Origin of the sequence: Pseudomonas sp. NPDC078700, from assembly GCF_044542375.1 — a bacterium.
Taxonomy (GTDB): Bacteria; Pseudomonadota; Gammaproteobacteria; order Pseudomonadales; family Pseudomonadaceae; genus Aquipseudomonas.
Map to the genome: position 1 here is coordinate 436,463 of NZ_JBITUI010000004.1, position 19,497 is coordinate 455,959.

Annotated in this window: 13 protein-coding genes; 4 read left to right on the forward strand and 9 right to left on the reverse strand. The window is 56.0% G+C overall.

All coding sequences use genetic code 11. The features are described 5' to 3' along the window. Positions 1 to 9: 9 nt before the first annotated feature. The 3 genes from ACIGCM_RS16135 to ACIGCM_RS16145 are packed head-to-tail and all read right to left on the reverse strand — an operon-like array spanning position 10 to position 3,769. Complete coding sequence (locus tag ACIGCM_RS16135) at positions 10 to 885, reverse strand: methyltransferase domain-containing protein (protein WP_397503084.1); 876 nt, start codon at positions 883 to 885, stop codon at positions 10 to 12. Next, a complete protein-coding gene (locus tag ACIGCM_RS16140) occupies positions 882 to 2,333 on the reverse strand; it encodes a glycosyltransferase (RefSeq protein ID WP_397503085.1) in 1,452 nt (483 codons plus the stop codon). Before ACIGCM_RS16140 ends, ACIGCM_RS16135 begins: the two co-directional genes overlap by 4 nt. Beyond that, positions 2,330 to 3,769 (reverse strand): glycosyltransferase family 1 protein, encoded by a 1,440-nt coding sequence (locus ACIGCM_RS16145; protein ID WP_397503086.1) that lies wholly within the window; start codon positions 3,767 to 3,769, stop codon positions 2,330 to 2,332. The genes ACIGCM_RS16140 and ACIGCM_RS16145 overlap by 4 nt, the downstream gene beginning before the upstream one ends. Before the next feature lie 546 nt (positions 3,770 to 4,315). On the opposite strand from ACIGCM_RS16145, the gene ACIGCM_RS16150 reads away from it, so the two are divergent. From ACIGCM_RS16150 to ACIGCM_RS16160, 3 genes are all read left to right on the forward strand, one after another. Then, positions 4,316 to 4,633 carry a DUF2388 domain-containing protein gene (locus ACIGCM_RS16150; RefSeq protein ID WP_397503087.1) on the forward strand — a complete coding sequence of 106 codons (318 nt, stop codon included), beginning with the start codon at positions 4,316 to 4,318 and terminating at the stop codon, positions 4,631 to 4,633. 183 nt (positions 4,634 to 4,816) lie between these two features. Next, positions 4,817 to 5,137, forward strand: a complete 321-nt coding sequence (locus ACIGCM_RS16155; protein WP_397503088.1) for a DUF2388 domain-containing protein — start codon at positions 4,817 to 4,819, stop codon at positions 5,135 to 5,137. Next, a complete protein-coding gene (locus ACIGCM_RS16160) occupies positions 5,134 to 7,086 on the forward strand; it encodes a DUF4105 domain-containing protein (protein ID WP_397503089.1) in 1,953 nt (650 codons plus the stop codon). The genes ACIGCM_RS16155 and ACIGCM_RS16160 overlap by 4 nt, the downstream gene beginning before the upstream one ends. Here ACIGCM_RS16160 and ACIGCM_RS16165 read toward each other — a convergent pair. Beyond that, a complete protein-coding gene (locus tag ACIGCM_RS16165; RefSeq protein ID WP_397503090.1) occupies positions 7,083 to 7,487 on the reverse strand; it encodes a GFA family protein in 405 nt (134 codons plus the stop codon). The genes ACIGCM_RS16160 and ACIGCM_RS16165 overlap by 4 nt on opposite strands. A gap of 105 nt (positions 7,488 to 7,592) precedes the next feature. Here ACIGCM_RS16165 and ACIGCM_RS16170 point away from each other — a divergent pair, with 105 nt between their 5' ends. Further along, positions 7,593 to 8,498: an AEC family transporter gene (locus ACIGCM_RS16170; RefSeq protein WP_397503091.1), complete on the forward strand. Its 906-nt coding sequence runs from the start codon at positions 7,593 to 7,595 to the stop codon at positions 8,496 to 8,498. Between the two features lie 3 nt (positions 8,499 to 8,501). On the opposite strand, the gene recD is transcribed toward ACIGCM_RS16170, so the two are convergent. The 5 genes from recD to trpB form a co-directional block, all read right to left on the reverse strand. Continuing rightward, on the reverse strand, positions 8,502 to 10,346 hold the full coding sequence (gene recD / locus ACIGCM_RS16175) for an exodeoxyribonuclease V subunit alpha (protein ID WP_397503322.1): 1,845 nt from the start codon (positions 10,344 to 10,346) through the stop codon (positions 8,502 to 8,504). Then, positions 10,346 to 13,921, reverse strand: a complete 3,576-nt coding sequence (gene recB, locus ACIGCM_RS16180; protein WP_397503092.1) for an exodeoxyribonuclease V subunit beta — start codon at positions 13,919 to 13,921, stop codon at positions 10,346 to 10,348. The genes recD and recB overlap by 1 nt, the downstream gene beginning before the upstream one ends. After that, entirely contained in the window at positions 13,918 to 17,190 is a 3,273-nt protein-coding gene (gene recC / locus ACIGCM_RS16185) for an exodeoxyribonuclease V subunit gamma (protein WP_397503093.1), read from the reverse strand. Before recC ends, recB begins: the two co-directional genes overlap by 4 nt. 175 nt (positions 17,191 to 17,365) lie before the next feature. Continuing rightward, positions 17,366 to 18,175, reverse strand: a complete 810-nt coding sequence (gene trpA / locus ACIGCM_RS16190; protein WP_397503094.1) for a tryptophan synthase subunit alpha — start codon at positions 18,173 to 18,175, stop codon at positions 17,366 to 17,368. Further along, positions 18,175 to 19,395 carry a tryptophan synthase subunit beta gene (gene trpB, locus ACIGCM_RS16195; RefSeq protein ID WP_397503095.1) on the reverse strand — a complete coding sequence of 407 codons (1,221 nt, stop codon included), beginning with the start codon at positions 19,393 to 19,395 and terminating at the stop codon, positions 18,175 to 18,177. Before trpB ends, trpA begins: the two co-directional genes overlap by 1 nt. Between the last annotated feature and the right edge of the window lie 102 nt (positions 19,396 to 19,497).

The following is a 19,497-nucleotide window of genomic DNA, read 5'->3' on the forward strand; positions in this document are numbered from 1 at the left end:
GCGGGCTTGCTAGCTGGGTTTGCGTGCAACAATTACCTGGCTTTTCGGCATTAAACTGTCCAGGTTCTGCTTCACCGGTGAGAACTCCGGCATATCAATCAGGCGACGCCACAGGCTCGACCAATCCTCGACCAGCGCGCTATAAGGCGGGTGCACAACATCATGGGTTTCCCCTGAGTCGTGCTCACCACTGTGTTTTTGTTGCGTCCAATACATCAGCATCCACATGGTCCAGAAGAAGCCATAGGAGGCGCGACGCTCAATGACTAGACCGGCTCCCTTAACCAGCTCGGCGAAAGCTTCACGTTCAAAGATGTGAATGTGATTGGGATGACTGAAGTAATGCGGTGCCGCGCAGTCTTTTTGGATGTGTTCGCCAACTGGATCGGGCACAGCCAATAGGAATAACGCCCCCGGACGGGCGACACGGACCAGTTCACCCAAGACCTGAGCAGGGTCTTCGACATGCTCAAGCACCTCAAGAGCGATAATCCGTGTGGCGTAGTCATCAGCCAATGGCAGCGGCAGGCTGTCAGAAACCATGCCCTCAACAGCTCGCGCAGGCGTTTGGGCGAGCTTGTCAGTAAGCGCTTCAATTTTGTCGGCAATTACGTCAGTGAACACCACGTGCGCACCGCGATTGGCGCAGAACAGCGTGGCTCCACCAGCCCCGCAGCCTATATCAAGCACCACATCCTCAGCTGAGATTGCAAACCCTGTGAACAATTCATCGGTGGCGTTCTGAAACCAGCCGCTTTGTACGGCATCAACCAACCCGCAATCACGTGCATCGACATAATCAGTCGCTGCCTGTGCCTCACTATCAGCTACTTCAGGTGCCGTCGATGAATTGAGACGCTGAAAAAGTTTTTGCAAAATCTTCATGCTGACACCTGCTCTTCAGCTTGAAGAAAGCCAATTACCTGCTCGCTGGCCACCGAGTAAGAGCAATGTTTTTTCATGCGGTTGATCGCATTTTGCGCCAACTGCTGATAGCGCTCCGGGTGCTCTTGGGCACAGCGATATGCTGCGCTGTAGGCTTCTTTCAGGGACTGCCAATCTATTTGCTGACGCAGTGTCCGGTAGGCTATACGCGGGTCATGGGGCCAGGCTGTCGCATCCGCCCAGCTGTCGACAACAAAACCAACGCTGTCGTCAATGTAGTCGGCCATTGCCGAATGTTGAGGAGCAATGGCCGGCTTTCCACAGGACAAATATTCCATCAGTGGCAGGCATTGGCCTTCACCATAAGATGCATTCACGATGTAGTGTGTGGCCTGAATCAATTGGGTGTAGCCATCACCACTCAAATAGCCATGCACCAACACCACCCGACACTGAAACGGATCCAGCCGCGACATTGCCATCAGGATTCCTCTTACAGCATCCTCATAACGGTGGTGGCCTAATTTGAAGACCAGCGTCGCATTGGGCTCATCTTTAAAGGCTGCGCAAAAGGCAGTCAGCATATCCACCCAGTTTTTACGGCCATCTTGGGGATTAAATAAACTGGTAAATACCACTCCACTTAACTCAAGTTGGCGTGCACCGGCCTGCCACGGGTCAATGCTCTCGATAAAACGGTCCAACACAGCAATAAACGACGCGGGTAGAGCTGGAGCCACTACCTGCTGATACCAATACCGCAAATAATATTGAGTAATCCCAACGATGGTCCCCGGGCGGCGTCTATACCCAAGATGACTCTCGATTGGAATAATGCCGCGGGACTCAGCCACCTCACGCTCAATATCTTCTGCGGTGGGCAGCAAGCGAGCAAAATCTGCATCATGACTATCAAAAACCACCCCGCGCTCGATCGCCAATGGCTGTGTTCGAGCGGCTGGAGCTGCTTGCAAAGCCCTGCGCACGGGTTCAAGTCGATCCCAAACAGGCGCAGGGATAGAAACCACTGGAAATGCTTCACCCATGATCTGGCGGACTGCCCGCACACTTTGCGCTGAGTGGACGATTGCAGTACCGCACTGTGCGAGACAACTACGCCAGTCATTTTCTGGTCGATCTGCCCACCAAGTTTCATCCGGCATGCTACTGAATTCCCATGCGAACACAGGAATCGTTGGGCAAGCTAAGTCGCGACACGTCAGATGAGGTGGCGTGAAGCTGAGAAACACACAGTCCTCGCCCTTGGCTTGAGCCGCCGAGTAATGCACATCAACCTCAACAGTCGGATTAGCAATTAAAACCACTTCACCGAGGGTCTTTAATAGCGGCAAAAACTCGCGCAGCACAAAAAAGTAGCTGTATTCGGGTTCACCCAAATTTTGCACTACGGTTTCAGCGTTCATGGCGCTATAGAGCAAAAACTTCATGCCTGCGCCCTCGCCACGGGTTGCTCAACACCAGCAATCACTCCGTGCAAGAAATTTTGCAACTGCGTAGCAACCACAGGGGTATCAGAGAACTCACGCAATTGCTGCCAAGCATGCTGGGACATTCGCTGGTAAAGCTCAGCATCATCGCGAGCAACCCGATAGCAATGGCGATAGCCCTCCATCAGCGATTGCCAGTTCAAACGATATTTACGGGTGCGGAAAATCCCACAAGGATCATGCGCCCAACATGATGGCTCGACTGTTGTTTTCACCACATAGGCCATTTGCTCATCTAGGTAATCGAGCATTGCCGTGTGCCGAGGAGCTAGAGCAGGTTTTCCGCTAGCTAGAAACTCCATCAAAGGTAGGCATAACCCTTCGCAGGTTGATGCGTTGACATAAAAATCACTGACTTCAATTAACTGGCGGTACTGCTGGTCATCGAGAAAGCCGTGCAGTACCAATACCCGGCATTTGAATGGTGCTAGCCGCGACAACAAGGTCAGTAGGGGGATTCGGTAATGCTCCAAATCATGGTGTGTCATCTTCAAAACCAGCGTCGCATCAGTGGTTTCAGAAAATGCCCAACAGAATGCAGTGACGATATCGATCCAATTTTTCCGGCCATCCCGCGGATTCAATACCGTGGTAAAAACCACCCCGGACACTTCAATTTGACATGCCTGCAAAGGTTGCGCGCCGAGGGTACTTTGCGGAGGGACGGCGGGCTTGCCACGTCTGGCTATTGCACTGGGTCTATTGCCCAATGCTTCGCGCCACGCTTGATAAATCGCCCGAGTCCGCCCGACGCTCGCACCAGGCTTTGTCGCAGAAATAAGCACAGGAGGCTCTGGGCGAGGCATGTGCTGTACCAAACCATCGGCAGAAAGTCCCAATAGCGGGCTGTCGATGACATGACCCGTGAACTCCATTGAGCGCTCTGGGTGGCATGGCAACCAACCGCCCTCTGGCATCAGCAATTGGAATCGAGACCAAACAGGCGCAGGGATCGCGGTAACGGGATAATCATTGCCCATTGCTTTACGCACGGCATCAGCAGACTCACGACTGCAGGCTATGGCACCGGCAATGCCTTTTAAGACATAACGCCAGTCATTGCGCAGCTCACCTTCCCAGGGCTCATCCGGGACGTTATCGAATTCCCAGGCGAACAAACAAATCGTTGGACAAGCAAGACCAATAGGCGTTTGTTGTGGCGGGCTAACGCTAAGAAATACAACTTGCTCGTCAGTTTCGCGGTACTGCTGATACAGGCTATCAACCTGATCTGCCGACTCAACGTTAATGACCTCCGCAAACGCTTGCAAAGCAGGCATAAATTCTTTCAGCAAAAAGAAATAGCTGTACTCCGCCTTACCCAAGGAGGCCTGGATATTTGACTGGGTAATTTTCGAACTGATGAGAATAATCATGTACGGCTTGCAAGCCTTTAGCGTCAGATACCTGGCTGCAAGCAACCAAGCCAAATTGTTATTATTTTTAAGTCTGACTTGACCTTTCGCCGAAAAACCGCACGATTAAAAGGTACTTAATTCGCAATTTTTAGCGGTTTTTCATGAAATATGGCGGCAATTTTGGTCAAGCAGCTTTTTTGATTACCCCTCAATATCACCAGTCTTTAGATAGGGTTGCAAGAGCTAGCCGCATAGATATGTGAAATTTTTTGTAACCTGTGCAAGGTGCAGGCTAGACACCTAGCGCTGACCCAATGTTTGCGGGGGTTGGACTGAAATCGAGACAAAATGCGAAAAAAAAAAGCCAAAGGCTTACGACACGCAACTTTAAGAGCAATACAAGTTCATACAGCGGCGAGGTTCATAATCTGCGCAGCAGTGGTTGCTTATTTTTATAGATATTTATTCGCGAACATTGCCCGCGCTGCATAATCAGCGGGCTAGGCTTATACTTACCCAACGTGCCTTATGCCGTATTTTTACCCACAGCTTGGAGTTTTCAGGATGAACCCATTACGCACACTTAGCTTCGTCGCTCTTATGGCTCTGGCTGCACAGGCCTCAGCCACCAGTTTTGTTGTCACGACCGATGCCATTGTTGGCGCTGTTGCGGCGACAACCGATGCGACATCCGATGTCAGCTCGTCTTTCAAAGACGACAAAGTGGTTTTGGCTGCGCGCGATGATGCTGCCAGTTTCGTTGCCAGTAATGGCGCCATTCGTGGTGTTCACTTAGAAGCCGCTCTGGACCACATCCGTACTACCGTTCCAAGCCTGCAAGCCAACGACTTGCAACTTGCTCAGGCAATTATCAGCCTGTAAGCAACGCCATAACGCTGCATATAACGCCACGAGTTGATCGTGGCGTTATTCATTCGCGACGTATCACTGGCTATCTGCCCGCTCTGTGAGTCAAAATCTGCATACCACTCTGCTGCTTGTGTAGCGGAACTGGGCCGAGCATTGCTCGTCCAAACGCTATCAAACTGTATTTCGGAGATTTCTATGCGTCGCATTTTGTTCGCCACCATCGCCACTACGGCGCTTATTGCTGGCACTGCTCAAGCCCAGACGCTGGTTGCGACCAGTAATATCATCGTCCGCGCGCTTGATCGCACTCTTGATTTCACCTCAGACACCACCACTTCAATCCGCGACTCCAAAGTTGTGCGTGAAGCCCATGATGACGCTGCCAGCTTTGTCGCCACTCAAGGTGAAATCCGTGGTGCCAATCTTGAAGCTGCGATAACGACTATCCGTAGCCGCGTACCTGAAGCCGAAAATGCCTCCGACCTGACGCTAGCAGAAGCCATTCTCGCTCTGTGAGTCTGGCGCGTACCTGCCTGATTTTATGCCTGCTACTTGCTTCAACGAGTGGCTATGCGCAGTTACGGCTGAAGGTTGGCAGCGATGATTTAAACGCTGCCGAACTCACTGCCAGCCAGACGCTGCTCAACGATGCGCTGAAAGTACTGCCCCCCAGCTTTCGGCAGCGGCTTGATCGCGAGGTCAATTTCAGCTGGCACAAACTGCCACATCAGGTTTATGGCCGCACGGTAAAGACCGAACAAATCTGGCTTAACCGCCGACTGCTGCCATCTCTGGTTGATGGCAGCGCGCAGGCCGAGAAGACCAACCGCCCCCATGGCACTGTCCGCAAGGAATTGCTGGCAACGGTCATTCACGAACTGACTCACCTCTACGACCGCGCACAACTGTGGCCCGCGACAGAAAGGATTCGTCTGAGCCGCTGTCAAAACCGCGCCAGCAGTAGCGGGCTTGTTGGCTTGCCGGATAATTGTCGCGGCGAAACTGCGAGGCGCTTTACCCTCAGCGATGATCCGCGCCTGCTGGATATAGCAGGCTGGCCTCAATACGTCGGTCGTCGCGGCGTGCGCGAACAAGAGAACCATCAGGTTGCCCGCAGCCCGGACCTGTATGAGCTGGAAAACTCGCGCGAATTTGTAGCGGTCAATATGGAATATTTCCTGCTCGACCCGGACTTCGCTTGTCGCCGCCCAACATTAGCGGCCTATTACCGCGAACAGTTTTCCTGGACACCCCCTGACCAGAACACCTGCGACACGACACTCGCCTATCTCAATGCGGGCAATGACTTTGCCAAGGAACCTCTGGGCAAGATCGATCCAGAGCGCGTGTATGAGGTCGATTACCTGCTAGCGGAGGCCAACGACCAGCTCGCCAGTCGTTGGGGCCACAGCATGATACGCCTGGTTATCTGTGCACCGGGCCGCCCTCGTGGCCCGGCGTGCCGGCTCGACTTGGATCAGAGCCTGGTACTGTCTTACCGTGCATTTATTGGCGATGTGCAGCTCTCAAGCTGGGGCGCGATGATTGGCGCCTACCCGTCGCGGTTGTTCGTTCTGCCATTGGCGCAGGTAGTTGATGAGTACACTAAAACTGAACTGCGCAGCCTGATCTCAGTGCCTATGACTCTCGACCGGCAAGAGATCAATGATTTCGTGACCCGCTCCATCGAGCAGCACTGGAGTTACGACGGCAACTACTACTTCCTGTCGAACAACTGTGCCGTCGAGAATTTGAAATTACTGCGCGCCGGCACCAATAACCCCAAACTTCAAACCCTCGATAACATCATGCCTAATGGCTTGTTGGAAGTCCTTGAGGGTCGCGGGCTGGCTGACTCCAGCATGCTCAAAAACCGCAAAGAAGCCATGCGCCTGGGTTATTTGTTTGACTCTTACCGTGACCGTTACCAAGCCATGTTTGATGTATTGCGTAAGCACTTGCCGATCAAACAGGAAACCGTAGAAGAGTGGCTAGAACTGCCTGCAAAAGAGCGCCAGCAGTGGTTTGCCCAAGCCGATATTCGCACCACAGCAGCAATGATGCTCCTGGAAAAAGCCGCACAGCGTAAGCAGATACTGGTTGCTCAGGAAGAACTCAAGCAACGCTACCTCAGCGGCCGTGAAGTACCCGACCACGGTCTCGACAAAGCCGGTAATGCCCTGGAGCAGATCCTCGCCAATAGCGGCTTTTTAAGCAGGCCCGCTGAGATGCTCGAAAGTGGTTACGGCTTGCCCCAAGAGGCCGAATGGCAGCGCCTTGAAACAGAGAGCAGTACCCGTCAACAGTACCTGTTAAAACTGCGTGGCTCGCTCGACAATGAAGTGCGCAGCCTGCTTGAACCCGAACGGTTGGCAGAGCTGGAAACCATTGAAAACAACCTCAAGCTACTGGGCACTCACTTACGCGAGATGCATAAGGCCAGTGGCGGCTTAATGCTGCCTTAAGGGATAAACTCTTGTTGCTCTTCAGGTAACTCGGGATTAAGCCGTAGCCAAGGTAAGCGGCTTTGCACCCAGATATGTCGGTCAGCCGGTGCTAGCTCAGGGTTATCGAGCGTGGCAATGGTGACATCGAGAGTACCTGGGCTGAGCGTGGTTAACAGCGCCAATTGAGCGCCACAGTCTGCACAGAAGTAACGAGTACAACTGGCTGAAGACGCATAGTTTTTAGCCACGCCCTTAAGCCAGACAAAACTTGCCAGCGGCACTGTAATCCAGGTCGTCACAATTGCGCCGCTACAACGCCTGCATATTGCGCAATGACAATGTGCGATGTCATGCAACGGCGCATAAAACTGATAGCGCATAGCGCCGCACTGGCAACCGCCGCTGTGTAGATTGCTCATCGTCACCTCCGCTCAATGGTGCTGCCTGCCCTAACAACAACGCCAGCCTTGCACTCTAACCGGCCACTGCGCAAGATAGCGTCCTATCTATCGCAGGAGATTGCCGTGCTTGAGCTGCTCTTGGCCTTGTGGCCGTTATTTGCTTTGATTGTGGCGGGTTTCTACCTACGGCGCTGGAGCTTTCCCAATGAAGCATTTTGGCCGGGTGCCGAGCGCCTCAACTACTTCGTACTGTTTCCTGCCCTGCTGTTTAGCAGTCTAGCCCGAGCGCCTTTAGATAACCCTGCACTCAAGCAGCTTGCACTGGCGGTGATGCTTGGGCTTGGCATCGGCTGGTTGGCACTGCTGCTAATGCGCCGCCTTCGCAGCTGGCCCGCCGCACGGTTTGGGGTATTCACCCAAGGCACGTTGCGCTTTAACACCTACCTTGGGCTTGCTGCAGTCGGTAGCTTATTTGGTCAACCAGGCCTGACCTTGGCCGCGTTGATGCTGGCGCTGATGGTGCCAACAGTTAACGTGCTGTCGGTCTGGTCATTGACCGCTGAACGCGGCGTCAATATGCGCAGCCTGCTCTTGCCAATCCTCAAGAACCCGCTGATTCTCGCCTGCCTCGGTGGCGCGCTTATCAACCTCAGTGGCATTGGTCTGCCTGGCGGTACGGATCGACTACTTAGCATGCTCGCCGCTGCCAGCTTGCCCTTAGGCTTGCTTTGCGTTGGCGCGGCATTGAAACCAGAAGAACTCGGTGGCGAAGTTCCGGCGCTGGTCTGGAGCAGCGTCGCCAGGTTAGTCGGCATGCCACTGTTGGCCTGGGTGATTGCGCAGGTGCTGGGGCTGCCAGCGATGGAAACCACAGTACTGGTGTTGTTCTTTGCCCTGCCAACTGCGCCCACTGCCTATGTACTGACTCGACACTTGGGTGGTGACAGCCAGCTCATGGCAGGCGCAATCACCCTGCAAACGCTACTCGCAGCTGCTAGCTTGCCGATTATTTTGACGCTGCTGGCTTAGCGCTCAAAATAAATCCAGCTGGCCCTGGCTCCCTGGCCTGGCTGGTTCCGGGCTCGGCATCTGCTCGACCTTGTCGGTCGGCACACATGCCAATCGCTCAGCCAAGCCAGCGGCGCGTTCAGCACGCGTCGCCACCGCCTCGGCCAGTCGCTGCGCCAGCCCCCAGATTTCGACCTTGTGTTTGGCTCGGGTGATACCGGTGTAAAACAGGCTGCGCGTGAGCAGCGGGCTGGGTTGCTCGGGCAGCACCAACAGCACTTCGCTGAACTCCGAGCCTTGGCTTTTGTGCACCGTCATGGCGAAGGCACTGTCATGACTGGGAAGCCTCGCCGGTGCAAACGGCCTGAAGCCTTGCTCGCCCTCAAAGAACACCCGCAAACCATGCTCGGTCGGCAAGCAGATGCCGATGTCACCATTGAACAAGCCCAACGCGTAATCATTTTGCCGGACCATCACCGCACGCCCTGCATACCAACGCTCGCGGCTGGCGACTTGTTGGCGACGCCGGATACGCGCCTCCAAGGCTTCGTTGATACCGGCAACACCCCAAGCGCCTTCACGCTGGGCGGTGAGCACACGAAAATCATTAAAGGCAGCAAAAACCGCCTCTGGCTCAGCGCTTTTGACTGCATCGAAATAACCGCTGTAGCCCTGCATTAATCGTTCAAGCAAATCTGACGCTGTTGGCTGAGCTTGCCACGCGAGGTCCGCTCGCGATTCTCTGAGCAAACTCAAGGTGCCAGGCACGTCACCGCTGTTAATCCGCCGCGCTAACTCGCCAATACCGCTGTCTCCGGCAAAACGATGGCTGTGGGTCAACAACACCACGGCATCGCCTAGTTTTGAGCGGGGCGGTTGCACCTCAACTTTTTGACCGGTTATTCGCTGCAAATCTGTTGCTGCTTGGGCATCAAATCCGCGACCTTCGCATAACTCAGCAAACACAGCGCCTGCTTCCACCGCCGCTAACTGATCTTTATCGCCCAGCAGAATCAGCCGGGCTTTAGGCGGCAAGGCATCGACCAACTTGGCCATCAGCGCCAAATCGACCATTGAGGCTTCATCGACCACCAACACATCCAGCGGCAGAGGATTGGCCGCTGTATGCCGCACGTGCGGGCTATCGCCTCGGCTGCCGAGCATGCGGTGCAAGGTGCGCGCTTCTTCCGGCAGCATATGTTTGACGGCATCACTGACCGGCAATGATGCTTTGGCGTTGCGGATTGCTTCAGCCATTCGCGCTGCAGCTTTACCGGTGGGTGCACCGAGGCCGATCGCCAATTGCGCGCCATCCGGCTGTTCCAATAACGCCGCCAGCAAACGCACCACAGTGGTGGTTTTACCGGTGCCGGGCCCACCGGAGATTACCGCTAAATTACGCCGCACCGCTTGCGCGGCAGCGAGACACTGCCAGTCAGGTTGCTGGGTGTTAAAGGCAAACAAACGCTCAAGCGTTTGCCCAAGCACCTGTTCATCAACGGCTGGCAGCGCCGCAGAGCGGCTCAGCAATTGCTCGGCAAGTTGCTGCTCGTAAGCCTGATAACGCGCCAAATACAAACGCTGGCCATCGAGAATCAACGGTGCGAAGTCACCCGCCTCGCCAACCAAGGGCGAGACCCGCAAAATATCCAGCCAATCAGCCAGTGCAGGCAGTTGCGTGGTGTTTTCTGACCAAGGACGCTGGCCCGCCATGCGCGACAGATCAATGCAGACATCGCCCTTTTCCAGCGCAGCACAGGTCAATGCTGCAGATGCCAGCACCCAGGGATCAGCATCGGGCTGCAAACGCTGAAGGCTCTGCACCAAGGCACGTTCCAGCGCCCCCAAGGCTAATTGCGTCAGATCAATCATGCTGGCACCTCGCTGCTGAACAACAGGTCCAACGCATCAAGCAGCTCATCACTGGGCCGCGAGAAATACACCCCGGCGCTCGGCATGCCACGCAGGAACAAGTAATAAGCGCCACCTATTTGCTCACTGCTAAAGTCGCTCAAGCGCTGACGCAGAAAGAGTCGCAGTGCGACCAAGTAAATCAGGTACTGCAAATAATAATGTTCTCGGGCCAAAGCCTGCACCAGCCGTTCGCCGCTGTAGAAACTGGCATCAGGCCCCAACCAGTTGGATTTGTAATCAGCGATATACCAACGTCCTTGATACTCGAATGTCAGGTCGATAAAACCTTTCAGAAAGCCCTGCAGACTGTCGAACTCAAGCCGCGCTGCGGCCTCACGCATGGGCTCGGCCAGACCATAAGCAGGGTCGGTCAGAATCGCCCGCAGGCGCTGCACATCCAAGCGCGTCACCGGGAAGGTAAAGCCAAGCTCTGGCAAGCGACGAGCGCCAGCAAGTGTTGTCAGCGTCAGCCCGCTACCGTCCAAGTCCGTATCGAGTACTTGTTGCAGATGATTGAGCGCAACCTCGCTCCAGTCGCTGGAAATCCCGTGGCCGCTTAGGGCTGGTTCGACCAATTCAGCCAGCGGGGCTTTGTTATGCGCCCAGTCTTCAAGAATTGCGTGCAAGCAGGTACCCGCTCGCGCGCCCCTAGGAAATCCATAAAACCCGCTGCCCGGCTCGCTGGCATCTGGAATGACCAAACCATCACGGTCGGGTGCTTCCATGTGCATTCCGGCCGATAAACCGGAGAAGCTGCCGATACGCCAACTGCTGTGCAGGTTGCGTTGCAAGCGCGCGAGTTGTTCAGGTGCCGGGGCTCGGTGCTCTCCGGCAGCACTGGCTTCTGTTTCAAGCAATGGCGTCAGGCCGATATGACCTTGGCTGCTTGCGGTCAGCGTTTTAAGCTCTGCATGCAAACCCTGTGGCGTCAGGGTTTGCAGATGAGTGGCCATCTCTTGCAACGGATCCTTGCCGGGTAGCTCACGCCCTTGTAACAGCCAGGCCAAGGCACTGCTGTGCAGCCCATCTTCGCTCAGCGTGCCATCTTTTTTCGGCTTGCAGTCGACTGCCCCCCAATGCAACCAAAGGCGCACAGCCGCGCGGGTCATGGCGACATACGTCAGGCGCAGGCGCTCAGCAAATCGCTCCTGCCGCGCCAACTCGCGATGCTGATCAAATTGCTCTCCGCCAAGGTCCAGCAGCGGCGTACCGTCTTGGGCATGACAGCTTATATCTTCGCTCTTGCGCAATAGCGCGCCGTCCCACAGATAGGGACAAAACACCAAGGGGTATTCCAAGCCTTTGGAGGTATGAATGGTGACGATCTGCACCCGTTCAGCATCGCTTTCGAGGCGTAATAATGCCTCTTCACCGTGGTTATCCACCGTGCGCTGGGCATTGAACCACGCCAGCAATTGCTCCATCCCCGGGCGCTGCAGACTTTCGCTTTGCAACAGTTCAGCCAGGTGCAGCAGGTTGGTTAAACGCCGCTCGCCATCGACCACTGCAAGCAAGCGTTGAGCAACGTTTTGCTCATCTAGCCAAGCGCGGAACGCACGCATAAACCCTTGTTGCTGCCAGAGTTGATGATAACGCTCAGCGGCTTCACGCTCCTGATCCCAAGCCCGGGCATCGTCCTGACACGCCGCCAAGTCGGCAGCACTTCGTCCCAGTAAGCGCGTGGCCAGTGCATAACGCAAAGCACCTTCACGGCCCGGCTCTGCGTATGCGGCCAACACCGCAGCCAAGGCCTCGGCCTCTTCACTGTGCCAAACACTTTCTTTGCCCCGTCGCACACTCGGCACACCTCGTGCAGCCAGTTCAGCAGCGACTTCAGCCGCTTGCCGATGACTGGCAACCAGTACCGCAATGTCACCGCCTTTGAGCGGGGTATGCACCGCATCATGCTCGAAATAGGCTTCGCCCCGGCCACTCGCGGCCAGGAAGCTGGCGATACGACGAGCAGTATCCGTGGCGACCAAACTGCCTGCCTCGCCTTTGCTCAAATAGTCATCGCCGAGCCACACCAGCGCTAAGGATGCATCGCTTTGTCCATCGACGCTTGGCAGCACCAGCTTGGCCCGCGACTTATCGCTGGCACCCACTGGCGGATAATCCAGACCCTCGACGGCAAATGGCTGCGGCCTATCAAATACTTGGTTAAGCGCGCTAATCAATTGCGGCGTCGAGCGGTGGTTGGTGGCCAAGCTGTATTGTCGAGCGGCCTCACTTCGGGCGGTAAAATAGGTCGCCAGATCCGCACCGCGAAAGGCGTAGATCGCCTGCTTGGGATCGCCGACGAAACACAAATCAGCGTCGCTCCCCACCTCACCAGCTGTCGACTCAGCGTAGATGCGGCGGAATATCTGGTACTGAATCGGATCGGTGTCCTGAAACTCGTCAATCAGGGCCAGCGGATACTGTTCGCGCAAGGTGGCAGCCAAGTGCTCGCCGCCTTCGCCATACAAGGCTTGTTGCAGCTGATTGAGCAGATCATCAAACGCCAACATGCGTTGCGCCGCTTTGCGGGCCGGCAGTTGCTCATTGAGCTGACCGATCATCCGCACTTGCAAGTCGATCAGCCGTTGTTCCGCCTCAGGCTGCGCCGCATCCAGTGCATCACACAATCCCTGCAACGCATCGGCGACGGCTTCTAAGGGCGCGTCAAAACCTTTATTGGTGCCCTTGATCAGTGATTCGCGGGCCAACTTGCGCAGGCCTTCGACCTTGCCAAACAGACCGGCTGCATCACTGAAATAGCCATCCAAATCAAGCTGCCAGAAATCGAATTTCTCGGTACTGAAGCTGCGTTTGTTAAATCCAGTAAAGCCTTTCAGTTGCTCAATCCAGCCTGCCCCTTGGCGCAACCAGAAGTCCTTGGCATGCAACCAAGCCTTACGCAGCTCTGCCAGTTCAGCAGGTGCGCTGGGTACAGGTTCAATGCGCAAATAGGGTTTGCCCAAGTGGCTGCGCAAACGTTGGCGCAACACCTGCGGGGTTATCTTTTGCTGGACCAAAAACGCAGCCCATTCGGGTTCTGCGTTGGCCAACTCAATGCGCCAGAGATCGGCGATCAGTGCATCGAGCAGTTCGCGGTCATCTTGGGTCAGCTCGTTATCAAAATCGCCACCGGCTTCGAACGCCGCATCTTGCAGGGCACGCTGACAGAACCCATGGATAGTGAAGATGGCTGCCTGATCAAAACCATGTACTGCCAGCAACAAACGGCGATGGCTGGCGGGGTCCGGGTATTGATCGTGCAGTGAATTGAGCAGGGCATCATCGCCATGACCTTGCTCGTAAACCACCAGCAAATCAGCCAAGCGCTTACGCACGCGTTCGCGTAACTCTGCCGTGGCAGCGGAGGTGTAAGTCACCACCAGAATCTGTGCAACCGATAGCTGCTTCTCCAGCAACAGGCGTGCGTAGAGCAAGGTCAGGGTGAAGGTTTTACCGGTGCCAGCACTGGCCTCGATCAGTGAGCGACCTTTAAAGCTGTCGTGCAGCAGGTCTAACTTAGCGCCGCTCATTGTTCATCCTCATCGCCTTGCAAGGCATCCAACGCCGGGCCATAGAGCTGCTCGGCCAAGGCTTCAAAGCGCTCATCCAGAGCCTCCCGATCACGAAACGCCAAGGCATTCCAAGGGTCCTGACTATCACCGATCATAAAGTCGTTCCCGGCCCACAGAATGCGCGCCTCGCTGCGGGCGGCATCAATCGGCTCCTTGCGCCCCGGCTTGCGCCACTTCTTGGCAAAGCCATAACTGCACTTGGCCAATACTGGCAGTGGCTCACACAGGGCCGAGCGATAAGCTTGCAACCAAGGCTCAAGCAACTCAGGTGCATTGTTAAGCGCACCAAGACGCCATTCGGTTTTGGGGGATAACAACCTGCTTTCACGGCAAACCCTTGGGTCACTGCTGCAATTAAGTAGCAAATGGCGCAACCAAAACGGTGCCAGTTCCCACGCCCCCAGATCACGCAAGCGATAATCAAACAAACCACTCTGGCTGACGCCCTCCAACCAACCATAGACCCGCACACCGGCCAGTTTGATATCGACCAACACCGGTTGTGGCGCGTCATCCGGACGTTCGGCAAATAAGGTGGGCGCAAAGGCCCGAATCGGTCCGCGAATCTGCCCCCAATACGCCTGTCCCAACTCGCCTACCGGCAACCAGCCCGACGCTGCCGCGACCGCGCGCTCTTCGGTCTCACTCCAGTTGCGCTCTATCGCCTGCAAGGCCAATTGGCGCAAGCCGTGGGTTGATGTCCACTCAACGCTGAAGGGTTCATCGCCCGCCAGTGCATCTTCAGTTTGCGCCAAACGCAGGCCCAAACGCTGCTCCAGCAGGTAACGCGCCGGGTGTTTAAAACAATGAACCAACTGGCTTGGTTCAAGCGTCAGCCACTCTTCATCCGGCTCTGGCAAACGCTCTACAAAGGGCTGAGCACGCATATTGACCGGTTCAGCCAGACGCTGCGCGGCGCGAAACCAGGGTGCCGCAAAGCCAGCATGGCGTTCACCCTGAAAGTTGGCTGGAGCAAAAGGCTGCAATGGGTGATGGAGGACGATGTGCTTGCTCGCCGTTTGCGCATAAGCATGCTCCGCTCCGGCACACACAGCCGTCAGATCAACCACTTCAAGCAACTCGCTGATCAATACCGATGGCGGTAACTCGGCGTTACTGCGCGGGTCGCGTCCAACATAGCTTAGGTATAAACCGCTGCGCGCACTGAGCAGGGTTTCGAGCAACAAATAACGGTCATCCAAACGCCGCGCCCGATCACCCCGTCGCGGCTTCTGGCCAATTAAATCAAAGCCAGCCGCCGGCGTTCGCCTTGGTAATGCACCGTCATCGAGGCCCAGCAGGCAAACCTGTTTGAATGGCAAACTGCGCATCGGCACCATGGTGCAGAAGGTCACCGCGCCGGTTAAAAAGCCTGATGCACCACTGCCCAGTTCCAATGCCGCGCTCAGTTGCTGACGAATCAGCGCCAGTTCTAGCGGTCGCTCGATTCCAGAGGCTTGTGCCTGCTCATCCAAAGCCGCACAGGCCTTGGATAACAGCAATAAAGTGTCGCCTGCTTCGCGCTCATCAAACAGACTATCGATCAACTCAAGTAAGGTTTGCGCCCAGTCACTCAATGAACGCGGGCGCTGCATGTTTTGTGCGAGCCCGGCAAGACGCTCAACAAAACCCGCCAGACGCCCGAGCAATTGGCCGCGCGCACCCTCAAGCGCATCCAGCGGCCAGCTTTCACCCAGCAAGGGCGCAGCCAAACCCGCGAGTTGCGGCGGTGCAGCAAAGCCCAATAACAAACGGTCCAGCCCTTGCCGCCAAGTGAATGCGCCGTCGGCCGGTAAGCCAAGCTGTTTGCGGTGGCTGCTGTCGCGCCCCCAGCGCACCCCGGCGTCGTGCAGCCAGTCGCGAATCAGTGGTAAATCTTCTGCTTCAATCCCGGCTTTGCGGGCGATTGCAGGCTGCTCAAGCCAGCTCAACACTTCTTCGGCGGCAAAACGGCTGTCAGGTAAGCCGAGCAGGCCAATAAAGGCTTCAATTAAGGGGATTTCTGCCCGCATGCTCCGGTCGGCAAGGCTGAACGGAATGCGCGGCACACCTTCTCGCGGCGCGAATACCGCTTCGATATAAGGCGCATAACGCTCGATATCCGGCGTCAGCACCACCACTTGGTCAGGGCTTAACGCCGGATCTGCCTGGAAGCGCGCGAGCAGTTGGTCGTGAAGGATTTCCACTTCACGCAGCGGTGAATGAGCAACGTGGACTTCGAGCGAGCGATCGTCTTCCCGCAGCAGCAAGCGTTGCTCTGGCGTGCGTGTGTGCAAGCGCAAAATGTCGTTCTGCAATGCGCGCAGCAAACTGTCGTCGTGCAAGGCATCGTCTTCGGAATACAAGCCAATCTCTTGGCTGCCTTCACTGCTTGCCAGCGAGAATAAGCTGTCGAAGAAATCACGCCCCTGCTTACCCAAACTCGCCAACAAGGGATGGCCAACATCCAAATACCAGTCATCCGGACTCAGCTCAGGCTGACGCGCCAGCTCGCGGATATCACGAATCTCGCCCCACGCCTCACGGCAGGGATTGAGCGCAAAGATGATCACCTCGGTGTGCCTGGCCAGACCGTCGAGTACACGCATATGGTGCGGCGGCAAACTGCTGATGCCGAACACCAGCAAGCGCTCAGGCAGATCGGCAATCTCATCACCGCTGTATAGGCGGCTGAGCAAGTCATCGAGCAAACGGGCGCGGTGTGGGTGGCCATCTTTAGTCAGCTCGCCCCAGAGCAAGGCTTGCCACGTTTCATCCGGGCCCAGATCAAGCAGCTCATTGCGCTCCCATGCGGCGAGCCAATCATCTCGGTACAGCAGGTACTGATCGAAGACGTCGGCAATCTTTGCAGCGAGGGATAAACGACGACGCTCGTCACCACCGTCCAGATAGTGGGCTAAACGCGGGGTTTGGATGAGGTTTTCAGGCTCGCAAAGCCAGTCATACAAGCGCCAGCTCAGGGTCGTCGGTGAAAACGCCGACTGCTCGGGCAACTGACCGAGCGCCAGACGCGATAAATCCCAGACAAACTTGGCTGGCAGCTGAACATCCAACTGCATGGCAATGCCTTGTTTGCGCGCCAGCTCAAGGGTCAGCCAGCGGCCCATGCCCTGACTCGGCACCACCACCTTGACTGCGGCGAACGGGTCACGCAGCGGCTGAGCGAGCAGCGTAGTCGCCAGTTCGCCAAGGGTTTCTAAGTCGGGCGCGTGATACAGAGTCAGCATGGTCACATCACATCAGGGCAATCATCGTAGATTACCAGTTCAGCATGCTGACAACAGATTCACAGCCCTAATCTTTGCTGGCTTGTGCAAAACCGAACCAGTCCTTCATACCCATAAACAAAAAACCGCTAGCAGAAACCTGTTAGCGGCTTTTCAGGAAGCAACGGCGACAGTGTTATTTACGTGCGCTGCGCACGCCTTCAGCCAACTGACTGCACAGGTCGAGCACGCCTTTTACCGCCGCCTCGCTGTTGTCGGCTTTTTCGATTTGATCGATCAGCGCCGAGCCCACCACAACACCGTCAGCCAAGCGGGCAATAGTTGCCGCGTGCTCAGGCGTACGGATACCAAAGCCAATGCTGATTGGTAGATCGGTGTGGCGACGCAAACGTGCCACCGCTTGTTCAACGTGCTCCAACGTGGCCGCGCCAGCGCCAGTTACCCCAGCAACCGAGACGTAATAAACGAAACCCGAACTGCCGTTAAGCACTTTCGGCAGGCGCTTGTCGTCGGTGGTTGGGGTCGTCAGGCGAATGAAGTCGAGACCCGCCGCTTGCGCCGGATCACACAGATCGACGTTGTGCTCTGGCGGTAGGTCAACCACGATCAAACCATCAACACCGGACTCTTTAGCCTCGGCGATAAAACGCTCAACGCCGTACTTGTGGATTGGGTTGAAGTAGCCCATCAACACCAGCGGGGTATCTTGTTCGCCTTCGCGGAACTCACGGACCATTTTCAGGGTTTTGGCCAAGTCCTGCTTGGCAGCCAAGGCGCGAATATTGGCCAACTGAATAGCCGGGCCGTCCGCCATTGGGTCGGTAAAGGGCATGCCCAGTTCGATGACATCCGCACCGGCTTTCGGCAAGCCTTTAAGGATCGCCAACGAGGTGTCATAACCCGGGTCGCCCGCCGTCACGAAGGTCACCAACGCGGCGCGGTTTTGTTGCTTGAGTTCGGCAAAGCGAGCTTGCAGGCGGCTCATCAGTTGTTCTCCTGCTGATTTACGGCATCAGCCATGTGATGCATAACAGTTTGCATGTCTTTGTCACCACGACCTGAAAGGTTGATAACCATCAGGTGATCACTTGGCAGGCTCGGCGCACGCTTGAATACTTCAGCCAGTGCGTGGGCGCTTTCCAGTGCGGGAATGATGCCCTCTAGGCGGCAGCATTTATGGAAGGCATCGAGTGCTTCGTTGTCGGTGACCGAGGTGTATTGCACGCGGCCAATCTCATGCAACCAGGCGTGCTCTGGGCCGATGCCTGGGTAATCGAGACCGGCTGAGATCGAGTGGGCGTCGATGATCTGGCCGTCGTCATCTTGCAGCAAGTAGGTGCGGTTACCGTGCAACACGCCCGGCACGCCGCCATTGAGGCTGGCAGCGTGTTTGCCGGTTTCAATGCCGTGACCGGCCGCTTCAACGCCGATAATCTCAACCGACTTGTCATCAAGGAACGGGTGGAACAAGCCCATGGCATTCGAGCCGCCGCCGATGCACGCCACCAGACTGTCTGGCAGACGACCTTCTTGGGCCTGCATTTGCTCGCGGGTTTCTTTGCCGATCACCGCTTGGAAGTCACGCACCATCTCTGGATAGGGGTGCGGCCCGGCAACAGTGCCGATCAGATAGAAGGTGCTGTCAACATTGGTCACCCAGTCGCGAAGGGCTTCGTTCATCGCATCTTTTAGCGTACCGGTGCCGGCAACCACCGGAATCACCTTGGCCCCAAGCAAGCGCATGCGGAAGACGTTGGCTTCCTGACGATCAATATCAGTGGTGCCCATGAAAATCACGCATTCAAGGCCGAAACGCGCCGCGACAGTTGCAGTGGCAACGCCGTGCATACCCGCGCCGGTTTCAGCGATGATGCGCTTCTTACCCATGCGCCGCGCCAGCAGAATCTGGCCGATGCAGTTGTTAATCTTGTGCGCGCCGGTGTGGTTAAGCTCTTCACGCTTGAAATAGATCTTCGCGCCGCCGCAATGCTCAGTCAGGCGTTCAGCGAAATACAGCGGGCTTGGACGACCGACGTAGTCGCGCTGAAAGTAAGCCAGCTCTTTGAGAAATTCAGGGTCTTGCTTGGCTTTTTCGTATTCGTCAGCCAGATCGTGAATCAATGGCATCAAGGTTTCTGCGACGTACTGACCGCCGAACGCGCCAAACAGGCCGTTGGCGTCAGGACCATTGCGATATGAACTCATGATTTCTCCTTAAACTAATCGAAGCGCCTCGACTGCAAGCAAATGCTGCAACCACTGGGACAATGGACACAGGATAAGGCTGTGTGACTCAGGAAAAAAGCG